Source organism: Phaeovulum vinaykumarii, assembly GCF_900156695.1.
GTDB lineage: Bacteria > Pseudomonadota > Alphaproteobacteria > Rhodobacterales > Rhodobacteraceae > Bieblia_A > Bieblia_A vinaykumarii.
Genome location: NZ_FTOM01000009.1, coordinates 105,506 through 115,607, shown reverse-complemented (window position 1 = coordinate 115,607; position 10,102 = coordinate 105,506). Strand labels below are relative to the sequence as shown.

9 protein-coding genes are annotated in these 10,102 nt (G+C 60.2%); 1 reads left to right on the top strand and 8 read right to left on the bottom strand.

From position 1 onward, the window contains the following. Window positions 1–58 precede the first annotated feature (58 nt). The 7 genes from BW949_RS17205 to BW949_RS14770 form a co-directional block, all read right to left on the bottom strand. Entirely contained in the window at window positions 59–235 is a 177-nt protein-coding gene (locus BW949_RS17205; RefSeq protein ID WP_170109393.1) for a hypothetical protein, read from the bottom strand. A 385-nt stretch (window positions 236–620) separates the two neighbouring features. After that, window positions 621–1,094 carry a hypothetical protein gene (locus tag BW949_RS14795; protein ID WP_068767985.1) on the bottom strand — a complete coding sequence of 158 codons (474 nt, stop codon included), beginning with the start codon at window positions 1,092–1,094 and terminating at the stop codon, window positions 621–623. 99 nt (window positions 1,095–1,193) lie between these two features. Then, window positions 1,194–3,362 (bottom strand): ParB/RepB/Spo0J family partition protein, encoded by a 2,169-nt coding sequence (locus tag BW949_RS14790; RefSeq protein WP_076367404.1) that lies wholly within the window; start codon window positions 3,360–3,362, stop codon window positions 1,194–1,196. A 180-nt stretch (window positions 3,363–3,542) separates the two neighbouring features. Beyond that, window positions 3,543–4,754 carry a plasmid replication protein RepC gene (repC, locus tag BW949_RS14785; protein WP_074646408.1) on the bottom strand — a complete coding sequence of 404 codons (1,212 nt, stop codon included), beginning with the start codon at window positions 4,752–4,754 and terminating at the stop codon, window positions 3,543–3,545. Window positions 4,755–4,967: 213 nt separating this feature from the next. After that, window positions 4,968–5,897 (bottom strand): plasmid partitioning protein RepB, encoded by a 930-nt coding sequence (repB, locus tag BW949_RS14780; protein WP_076367402.1) that lies wholly within the window; start codon window positions 5,895–5,897, stop codon window positions 4,968–4,970. Next, the gene (gene repA, locus BW949_RS14775) at window positions 5,881–7,074 is read right to left on the bottom strand and encodes a plasmid partitioning protein RepA (RefSeq protein ID WP_074646406.1); all 1,194 of its coding nucleotides are present in this window, start codon (window positions 7,072–7,074) and stop codon (window positions 5,881–5,883) included. Before repA ends, repB begins: the two co-directional genes overlap by 17 nt. A gap of 134 nt (window positions 7,075–7,208) precedes the next feature. Next, window positions 7,209–8,090: a recombinase family protein gene (locus BW949_RS14770; protein ID WP_071974352.1), complete on the bottom strand. Its 882-nt coding sequence runs from the start codon at window positions 8,088–8,090 to the stop codon at window positions 7,209–7,211. 226 nt (window positions 8,091–8,316) lie between these two features. Here BW949_RS14770 and BW949_RS14765 point away from each other — a divergent pair, with 226 nt between their 5' ends. Further along, window positions 8,317–9,384: a hypothetical protein gene (locus BW949_RS14765; RefSeq protein ID WP_076367400.1), complete on the top strand. Its 1,068-nt coding sequence runs from the start codon at window positions 8,317–8,319 to the stop codon at window positions 9,382–9,384. Window positions 9,385–9,618: 234 nt separating this feature from the next. Here the strand turns inward: BW949_RS14765 and BW949_RS14760 are convergent, their stop codons facing one another. Next, complete coding sequence (locus BW949_RS14760) at window positions 9,619–10,086, bottom strand: universal stress protein (protein WP_076367398.1); 468 nt, start codon at window positions 10,084–10,086, stop codon at window positions 9,619–9,621. Window positions 10,087–10,102 lie beyond the last annotated feature (16 nt).

Here is a 10,102-nt window from a genome sequence, read left to right as displayed (position 1 = left end):
AGTGCGTAGCGCCGAGCGAAAAGCTCGGCGCGGCAAGGGCTTGAAGGCGTCATGGCCCTCAGCGGGCCATAATCTGGAACGGGTCATACTCCGAGACGATCACGACTTCGTCGCCGTCGATTTCATCGGCGGGGACGGCGCCATAGGTTCCATCACCTGCCTGGAAGACGACGATCGAGACCATGAGCGTGGCGGCGAGGGAAGCGGCGAAGGCGTGAGCATCTTTGCGGGACATCTGTTTGGCTCCTGTCTTGGAGGCGGAGGACCATCCCCCGCGCGACAGGACCCCGCAGGCCCGAAGACTGGCTGACATCACCGGGTGCGTTCGGCTCGTCCGAATCCACCCGGCGGCACGGGCTCGCCCGTAGTCCGACCCCTCGCGGGTTGATCTCGAAGACAGGATTCGGGGCAAGGAAGGGAATGGCGAGCGGGGGATGGTGCGACCGCTGACTGGAGCCGGGTGTCCCGCTGATGCTATCGCTGCCAGCCTCCCGACAGACATTTGGTACCAGATCTAGTTCCGTGTTGGATTGGACCCTATGGTGCCCCGCGATCTCGCGGGAGAGAGTCGTGATGGGTGAGAGGCCCGCGCTTTGGCGGACCCCTTGGATTCTACAGGCTCAGGCGGCAAGTTCCGCGCCCCCTGCCCTATCGCCGTCCTCGCTGCCGACGATCTCCAGCCGCGCGTTGCGATAGCCTTCTTTGGCGATCCAGAGTTCGGCAGCCGTGACGGACTCGGCCAGGTGGAGCAACTCCGTGCAACCGCCGAAATCCAGCAGGACACGCACCTGCCCAGGCTGTGGTTGCTCAGCGACCTCGAAGGTCAAGGCACTGTCAGCCGAATGAGTCCGCATGATCGTCACGAGAATGACCCCGTCCGAAGAGAAGTTCCCCTCGTGCAGCGTGAACGACGCCGGCGCAGTCCAGGTCGGATAGGGTCGCGGCGGCTCCTTCTTGACAAGACGGCCGACGCCGTTCGAGCGTTCCCAGGCCGCGAGCTTCTTTGTGAACCGAGCGGGCGGCTTGGGACTGCTGTCGGTATAGCGAATGAGCGCGCCCAGGGGCGCGGTTTCGAGAATGGTGGTTGCAGACATGATTCCTCATCCTGAATGCACAAAATTGCATTCATCTTATTGATATTATTGTATTTTATGTGATTGAGGGCGGGTTTCCCCGCCCTCGGATGGTCCAGATCACTCCGCGGCCATCATCGACGCATCATTGCTCGGCAGGTCAGCGGTGAGGAAGGCGGGAAGGTCGAGATCCTCGGTCTGGCCGGCGTCGGAAACGAGCTCAGGCGCGCCCTGCCCTTCCACACCGTCGAGTGCCTCTAGATCGTGACGGCGAAGAACCTCCGGCAACCAGCCGCTACCTTTCAGCAGACGCTCGGCTTCGGTCGCCATCTCGCCCTTCTTCAAGTGATCGAGGAGTTGCGCCGTCCCCTCCCCTTTCGCCTCGCGCACGGCCTCGAGGATCCGGGCCTTGGGCACACGGTTCAGGTAGGTATCGGCCGTCGGCTCCCAACCCGCCTCGACCATGTCGAGATCGACCGCCTGTGCGACCAAGTCGGACTGGGCCATCCGCTTGGTCAAACCGCTGGCGGAGATACCGGCACCATAGGGGTTCACCTTCTCATGGAGCGCGTTGATCCCGAAGCTGAGGCAATGCGCGAGCAGCGATAGTCGGCTCCCTTGATCAAGGGAGGTCAAGTAGTCCCAGAGCGCGGCATCGTCGCCGAGCGGCAAGTCGGCCTCCCACTCCGTGTGGCGGTCGTCCACCAGCTTGGCCACCACGCTATCCTTCAGATCGCTCGCCTGCGCCGACATGTAGACGTGACGGACCGAAGCCTCGAGGCAGCTGCCGGCCGAACTGGACGTCCGGAAGGTATCGTTGACGAGCTTCAGGAGCAGCAGCGTCAACGCGACGTCAGGGGAGCGACCGACAGCTTCGCGCAGTGCCAATGTCCGGTGCGCCGTCAGCTCCATGATCAGCCGCTCGGGCAAGGGCTTCAGTGCACCATCGTCCTCGTCGTCAGGCACGTTGGCACCAAGCGCCTGACCGGCAGAGGTGATCACCGTGCCGTGGCCGATACCATCCACATTGCTCCCCGCTGAAAGCTCACCGCCCTGCCCGTCTGCCGCCTGTTCACCGCTGTGGACGTCGGCATCTTCCCGAGGCTCATCCTCGGGCCGCACGAAGCCCCGATAAACGGCAAGCTCGCCATAGCGGTCAAGCGTCACGAACGCCCCTGCCCGTGCGATCTCCTCCTCGTCGAAGATCAGCGGCCGGGCCTCGAGCTTCTCCATCGCGACTTCCAACTCGCCAAGTCGCGCGTCGATCTCTTCGGGGAATTCATCCTGGCCCTCGTATTGCTCTTCGAGCGCCCGGTACTCGGCAAGCAGCTTGGCATGGGCCGCGCCTTCGTCATCCGTCATCGGCGCCGGGTCTCCGCTTAGCCGCCGCAAACCGTGGCTGTAGCCATAGGGCAGGTCGAGCGAGACCTCGATCCATTTCCAACCTTCGGTCGCAATCGCTTCGGCTTCAGCCTGAAGCTTTTCGCTGACCAGACGATCGAGCAGGGCAGGATCTTCTAGCCAACCGCCGTCATCGCCTTGGAAGAGGTCATGCAACATAGTGCCGCCCGCCGCCTCGTACGCCTCGACGCCGACAAAGACGGCGCGCCGGTCCGATGCCCGCACCGAGGTTTCCGTCAGCATCCGCCGGATCTGATAGGGCTCCTTGTTCCACGAAGACTTGATCGCCTCCCAGACTTGAATCTGACGCTCGTGATCCGGATTGACCGTGAAGGCCATCAGCTGCTCCAGCGTCATCTCGTCCTCGGCGTAGAGCTCGAGCAGGGCAGGGGCCACGGCGGCGAGTTTCAGGCGCTGTTTCACCACCTGCGGCGTGACGAAGAAGGCGGCTGCGATCTCTTCATCGCCTTGACCCTTCTCCCGCAAAGCAACGAAGGCGCGGAACTGGTCGAGCGGATGCAGGGCTGCACGCTGCATGTTCTCAGCGAGCGAGTCGTCTTCGGCGAGGATCGCGGAAGTGGCATCCCGTACGATGCAGGGGATGGGCGTCGTCTTGGCCAGACGCTTCTGCTTCACCAGGAGCGAGAGTGCTTGGAAGCGCCGGCCGCCAGCGGGGATTTCGAACTTGCCGGTCTCGGACCCGTCATCCGCCAGAACGGGCCGAACGCTCAGGCTCTGCAGCAATCCGCGGCGGGCGATGTCTTCGGCCAGTTCCTCGACCGAGATGCCGGCCTTGATGCGCCGGACGTTGGACTGGCTCAGCACGAGCTTGTCGAAGGGAATGTCCCGGGACGGGGACAGGGTGACTTTCTGGGCAGATTTCGCCATCAAATCTTCTCCACGACGGGCGCCGGAAGCCACTCTTCCGATCTCACTTCCCGTCACCCCTCAAACCAACAAACCTTTCCCTCTCCTGTTCTGGCGCTCCCGAGACCGGACCTTAACAGCTGTTAAGTCGTCAATCCCGAGCTGGCGGAACAGTACGCAGTCTCTCAACCTTAACAGCTGTTAAGCTGCAGATCGTCGCCCAATCAATGCCATGACCATCGGCCCACAGGAAAACTCACCGGCCACAGCTTTGGCAGTCAGAGCTCGCAAGTATCCACCAGGCGATCTGATGTCCTCAAAGCGTTCCAGCATGGCAGAAACGACGATCGACGCTTGCTCCGGACCCATGAACCGCTGCGCTTCTTCCCATGCAGATGCACTGATCCCCATGGCTGGTCGCACATGGCATGCCGCATCGAAAAGCTGGTGCCAATGCCGGATTTCGCCTTGGTAGAAGGTCTTGAGCGAGGGACATGCCGCGATCACCAGGTGCAGCGGGATCTTTGGCAAGTGTCTTGTGTCCTGTTCATCGACGTCAGCCACGGGCTCATTCCTGTCCACATCTGGCACGTCGGCCGCCGCCCCGCTTTTTTCTAAAGCAGGTTCAAGATCTATAGATTCTTTATTTGAATTATGATGGTGACGCTCAGATCGAGCATCATTGGTGTTCATTTCTTCTGTTTCAGAGCCATCAATGATGTTGCGTGCCTGATCGAGGAGAGCTTCAAGATCTGCTCGATAGGCCGCGAGGTCCTCAATTGAAAGCTTGCGGCGAAGCGCGCGCGCTGTGAGGATAGCTTTGTCACGAAGCTGGTCCCAGATGCCTAGGCCTGGCTGCATCTCGTCTCCGAACTCCGCGAGGGCCGCGAGATCACGCCGCATGAGGCTTACAACCTCTCTCAGACGCCTGACGCGCTCCTCAGCCTCACGTACGGCCTCTGCGGCCCGTGCTATCTCCTCGGACTGGCAGTAGAGCGGGGAAAGATCGAAGCCAAAGGCGACGCGCTCTTCGCCGTGCTTGCGGACGTAGCGCTTTCCATTGGGGCTATCACGCCGCTGGAGCAAACCAGCCTCGACAAGACGCGCGAGGTGACGACGCATAGTGGAGCAGGGCATACCATTCAGGCGCTCACAGATCGCCTTGTTCGAGGGGAAGACTACCATCTCGGCGTTCCCGCCAAGTGCATCGTCTGGAAAGAAGCTGAGGAGCCCCTGCAAAACAGTCAAATCACGTTCTGACACGCCAAAGGCCGCTTGCGCCTTGGAGAGCTCGCGCAGGAGTTCCCACTTGTTGACGGGTCTGCCCGGAACAGATGCATCGGGTCGCTCGATCACGCGCAGATGGGCGTGCGAGATCGGCCGCATAAACGGCGAAATCGGTGTGTACTCCATGAAAACGTTCACGAAGGCAAAATTTCTACGGCCCGCGAATCGCTTTGCGCTTGCGGGGTAGGGGCCAGAACGCTACATTCAGAAGTGCGAAAACTGAGATTTTGTAGCGGGCTGATCCCGGTGCGAAACCTTACAAAGGTCTCGTGAAGCTAGCTTCTCGGGGCCTTTTTCTTTTTGCCTGTATCGTGCCTCCTTCTTGTTGGTTGCTCTTCCTCAGTCTCCTGAACGCTTCCAGCGCTCATGAAGCTCGGTAATCAGCTTTGGGGCATTACCCTCCAACCAGCTGATAAAATCAGGTGCATCCGTAGTCAGATCGAGTTTAAGCTGCTTGCCTTGGCGGCCGGTCTTGACCGTCGCAGCTCCGACACCGGGGATCGCCACAGCAGACACGCCCTTTCCAGACGGGTTTGCTTTCTTCTCTGGGCTCTTCGCAGCTGCCAGAACTGCGAGAAACGCGCGCTCAGAAACCTCATCGACCGAGCCGGAACTTTCGGACTTGGCTGCATGAGCTACGGCTTGCAGTTGGTCTCGATCACCGTCGTAGGCACCCAAAGCCTTTTTGAGCTCTTCCCATCTCGGGCGACCAATCCCGGGAGCCGCACCAATTGCCTGGATGAGTTCCTCGCCGACCGTCCGAACGACACTCAAGAGCTGTGAAACCCCAGCTTCGTGGAGGTTAAGGACTTCGGCGACACCTCGATTGGTGCGCTCAGCCCCTTCCAAATGGTCACCGTCCAGAAGCGCCGTCGCCACAAGCGCACGTTCAATAAAGCTCAGATCACGACGCTCTTGGTTCTCGAGAAGCTGATCTCGAAGCGCTTGATCACCCTCAACTTCAGTGACGATGGCTCGAACTTTGATACCGAGTTCGCGACATGCTTCTAGGCGCCTGCGGCCATAGATCAGGTTGTAGCGATCGCCTTCAAGTGGGCGGACCAATACAGGCACACGCTGACCGTTCTTGGAGATAGAGTTCTTCAGGCCCTCAACTTCAATCTGAAGCCTGTCATCCAATCGTCCTTCGGTAACAATCTGCGCCGGATCGATCTCAAATACACCGCCACGCAGTCGGCGCCCTTCAAGAGCGTCAGGAGCGTTGCGAAGGGTCTGCAGCGGCAGGCCGAGTTTAGGCTTTCTTGCCATTCCGCCCCCATGTGTTCTGGATGATTTCAGCGATCTCATCGTTGACTGCGTTCATGGATTCGATCGCACGATCAAACGTCTGACGCGTGAAGTCCTTCTTGTCAGCTTCATAGAGCGTTTGCTTGGTCAAGCCGGCATCAGAAATTGCGGTCGATTCAACCATGTGATTGGTCAGGACGGACCTCCCAAACAGCCCGCGAATGAAAGCGATGACTTCGGTTTGTGGCGCGTCGCCGACTTTGTATCGCGTTGGCAAAAAGCGCAGCCAATCGAAGCGCAGATTTGCGCCTGCATCCCTGATCACTCCCAGGAGATCCGCAGTCATTCGCAGGAATTGGGACATCGACATGAGGTCAAGCATCTGCGGGTGAACCGTCACGAGAACACCCGAGGACGCGGAAAGTGCTGACATCGTCAAGAAACCAAGCTGCGGCGGGCAGTCGATCACAACAACGTCGTAGTTCGCTTCAACACTATCGAGTGCGTCATGAACTCTCGCGAAGAACGCTTTCGCTCCGCCTCGCTGGATAGCAGCAGGCGTCTCGTGCTCGAACTCCATGAGTTCAAGGTTGCCCGGGATAAGATCAAGGCCGCGGATGTAGGTCTTGCGGATCACTTCGGCGATCGGAACCGGATCGTCATAGCGAACGGCATCATAGAGGGTTCCGCCCTCCATAAGGTCGAGTTCTGGCTGGATTCCGTGAAGAGCCGAAAGAGATGCTTGGGGGTCGAGATCGATCGCAAGAACCCTGTACCCCTTGAGCGCCAAGCGCTGAGCGAGGTGAGCAGACGTCGTCGTTTTGCCGGACCCGCCCTTGAAGTTCACCACTGAAATAACTTGAAGGTCGTCACCGTCGCGACGCCCAGGCACGTAAGTTCCAGACTTTTTTGCGTTTCCTTCAAGCGTCTGCCGGATTTCCCAGATATCGTCGAGCGTATAGCGACGATGACTTCCAGCCGTCGTCTCAACGTCAACGATCTTTCCTTCTCGATGAAGCTTCCGAAGATAGGTATGGTCGACGCCAAGGAGCTCAGCAGCTTCACCGCTGGTCAAAGTGCGCATCACCTTCTTTGCATCCGGAGGGAAGTGTGCGGCGCGCTGAGCATGCAGGTTCGACGCGAGAAGTTCCGCGTAGTGCCCGATGGCGATGTCTAGATCCTGCTCTACTTCGCTCATGTCTGCCCCGATCCGTGGGCGCGTTTTTTATGTGACCGCGCGTTATTTTTCGAGACTATTGCCCGACCAACCAGATTCGTGCAAGCACTTTCTAGATTTAGTGGCAATCGGTTAGGCCAACACAAGTGTGATCCTCAGAGGAGCCCCAGCTTTTCAGCACGCTCCAGCAGCATTCTGACTGAGGAAGGCTGCCAGCTGGTGCGACCGCGAGGGGTGCGCTCACGCATGGATTCCAGTCGGTCGCAGATTGCCTGCAAGGTGATCTCCGGGTCAGCACCTTTGATTGCGGCGACAATCGCAGGCAGGCGATCGTCGGTTTCGCGACGTCCAGCGCGTCCAAGCACTTCAGCAGGCAGGAATCCGTCCGCCACGTATGCCTTCACGGCGCGGAGCAGGCGGCTTTGCGTCCAGCGCCGATCATGGGGCAGGGGGCCATTGATGATCCGCAGGACGTCTTCCCAAGCCATATCGGGGCGCAAACGGCGCACATGGGGCACCCAATCCTGCGCAGTTTCGTTCAAGCGCTCCATGTAGCCGTCCTGTCGCGCCAGCCGCACCTTGCGCAGCGCTTCAGGGTCCTTGGCGCGAAGACCTGGGTTGCCGCCTACGCGGCCCTTTGAGCGTGCCGAGGCAAGTCCGGCTTTGGTACGCTCGCGGATCAGAGCGCGTTCGAACTCAGCCGCAGCGCCCAGAACCTGCAACGTGAACTTGCCCTGGGGCGAGGCAGTGTCGATCGGGTCCTGGAGCGAGCGGAAGAACGCCCCCTTGCCTTCCAGTCTTTCGATCACTTCAAGTAGGTGCGACAAAGACCGCGCAAGCCGGTCGATCCGCACGACGACCAGCGTGTCGCCCTTGCCAATCCGCTCCAGCACACGTGCAAGCACGGGCCGCGCGCGGTTGCCGCCCGAGGCGTGCTCTTCAAAAATCTCGGCGCATCCCGCAGACTGCAGTGCCTCAGACTGGGGCAGGGGGGTCTGATCCTCGGTGGAGACGCGCGCATAGCCAATCAGCGGCATGAAACTGGGCCGTTTGCAATTTTATGTACCACCAATAAACGACCGTTTGTAAACGGATGCAAGGGCGCTCTCTGTGGCCCTGCTCAACGGAAAGCCCTTGGTTTCCATAGGCTGAGCGCGATGAGAGAGCCCTCGCCGACCCTCCCCCGCGCGTGCTATATGAGGAACGTGGGCGCACTCTGACAAAACACTTGGGTAAAATGCAAAATATCAGTAATTTGCACATATGAAGCTTCAAGCGCCTGCTTTACATGATGAATATGATGCTCTCCTCCTCGACGCTGAAGAGGTCGAGGAATCGTCCGAGGACGATCTTTGGTTCCTGCCCGGTCCAATGGAAGAAGAGCCGGATTATCTGCCACCCGGACCACGGGCCGATCCGCGTGAAGCCGAGGTCCTCGACGATTGGCGGAAAGCAGAGGCGGGTCATGCCGCCCGTCTTGCCCGTGTGGCCGGTCGCGTCGGCGCACTGGATGACCGGCTGAAGCGCGGTCCGGAAGGATGGCGGCACAGGCTTGCTCTGATCGAGGCTGCCGGCCTCAGCTGGTTTGTGGGTGACCGCATCGGCCCGGATCGGCTGGCGCTCTGGATATCCATGCGCATTTCTGGCCTGCAAGACGACAGCGCCGCACTCGCGCGTATCGGTTGGGCGGTGCGCCGTCTGACAGGGGGGCCAGGACCAGAGGTGGACCTTTCCGCCTTCCTCGATCGCCGCGATCCCGCGAACATGGCGGATGAAGCCGAGCCCTTCGCGGATCGCGCGGGCGGTTGGCTGGACCTGATGGCGCAAGCCGTCGAGCTGCACCCGATCACCCGTGCTTGCATGGGCTTTCACCTCTGGAGCCTCGCGGGTCTCGGGCAGCAGGGAGATCGAATGGAGGCGGCAGTCACCGCCGCAAGGATCGCGGTCAGCGAGGAAAAGGGGGCAGTCTTTGCGCCTGTGGCCATGGGCGGGGCAGGGGGGCTGCGCACTGGCGGCCCACCTGCTGACCGTTTGGCGCGCTGGCTCGAAGGGATGGACACCGCATGTTTGACCGGAATGCGGCACCTTGACGATATCGAGGCATGGTCAGCGCGGGCAGAAATCGCGATGACCTCCCTCTCGGGCAAGACCCCTCGCTCCTTGCGCGCCGCGTTTACCGAATGGCCCCTTGTATCCGCTCCAATGGCAGAGGCTTTGACAAGCTCGAGCCGAGCCGCCATCCAGCGCAACCTCTCTTGGATGGAAGCGCAGGGTCTAGTCCGTGAGCTGACTGGGCAGGGACGGTATCGGATGTGGCGTACTACGAACTGAAGGCTACGGCAGATTTCGCCGCACCTGTTGACTGTAGAGGTGCTCTCCGTAACCCGCCCGCTTCACTTCGCTCAAGGCTTTGAACCGAAAGATCGTTCTCGGGCGACCAGTGGTTCTTTGAGATCACGGCTATGCCTCCTGAATTTTTCGGTCTCAGCATAGTGGCGCCACACAAATTGAGCATGACCCGATTTAGCAGCAACGCGAAATCCTATGATCAAAGCAGGTCGACACTCAGCCTGTCTCGCCTGCCGCGAACAGGTCGGCATCTTCAACCTCGTGCCTCGCGATCAAGAGACTGCATGACAATCGGTCTACGAGGGCCGCGGTCACCGAGGGATGAAGCCAGCGGCTCAGGAGCCCGTATTTATGATGGCCGACCACGACAAGATCGGCCTGCACGTAATTGGCGACAGTGACGATGCGGTCCGCCGGATCACCGGTTTCAAAACGCGCACGCGGCGAAAGCCCCATTCGTTTCAGCCGTGCAACGCCTTCGTCCAGGATCTTTTTGTATTCGTCCATGTCGTAGGGGGACGCATAGGGCACCGCAGTTCCCGCCATCGATGCGCCGATGGACATGTCGACCACCGCCAGCAGCACCACCTCCGCATTACAAATCTGGGCCAGCCGAGCACCTTCGCGCAGCGCCAGCCGTCCTTCGGTCGTGCCATCGTAGGCCAGAAGGATTGTGCGATACATCTCACGAATTTCCGAG